The sequence below is a fragment of the Parendozoicomonas verongulae genome (assembly GCF_009711465.1).
Classification (GTDB): Bacteria; Pseudomonadota; Gammaproteobacteria; order Pseudomonadales; family Endozoicomonadaceae; genus Sansalvadorimonas; species Sansalvadorimonas verongulae.
Genome location: NZ_SMME01000662.1, coordinates 1 through 517, shown reverse-complemented (window position 1 = coordinate 517; position 517 = coordinate 1). Strand labels below are relative to the sequence as shown.

The following is a 517-nucleotide window of genomic DNA, read 5'->3' as shown; positions in this document are numbered from 1 at the left end:
ATGGCAGTTCATCCGATAGCAGCTCCTGATGCAAGGTTGATTTTTGTTCCTCTGTGAGAATATCTAACTGATCCCCCGTCAAGTTATTCAGAGAATTAAGCAGTAACTCCTTTACCCCTTTGGTGTAACCAAAAAAATCGTTAGCCTGGAGGCGCAATACATGTTTCCAGCATTGGTTATCTCTGGGAACTTCAGTTATCACATAGTCGCCCAGACCGATGGTGGCCAAGTGTTCTTCCAGCAATGACTGCTCTGTAAGTTCCATATTTTTAGAGTTATCACGGCCTGTCTTCACTCTTCTTTTTTTCCAGCCAGAACCAGAAAGAGGGCTGGCGAAACCTGAATGATCGGGTCCAACCTGTCCAAGGCCGACGGTCTGGGAGCTTGCAGCTGTATTTTCGAGTGAAATAGCAGGCCTGATGCTCTTTGCCCTTTTATTATTTGTGCCTGCAAAAACATCCGAGGAGATGGCATAGCATAGACATAGCAGAGTGTAAAGGGTGGTTAATAAATGAAT

General features: G+C 45.1%; 1 protein-coding gene. It reads right to left on the bottom strand.

Features of this window, described 5'->3' with window-relative positions:
* Positions 1-517 (bottom strand): hypothetical protein (locus tag E1189_RS23245; RefSeq protein WP_196221085.1); only part of this gene is annotated, 517 nt, incomplete at both ends.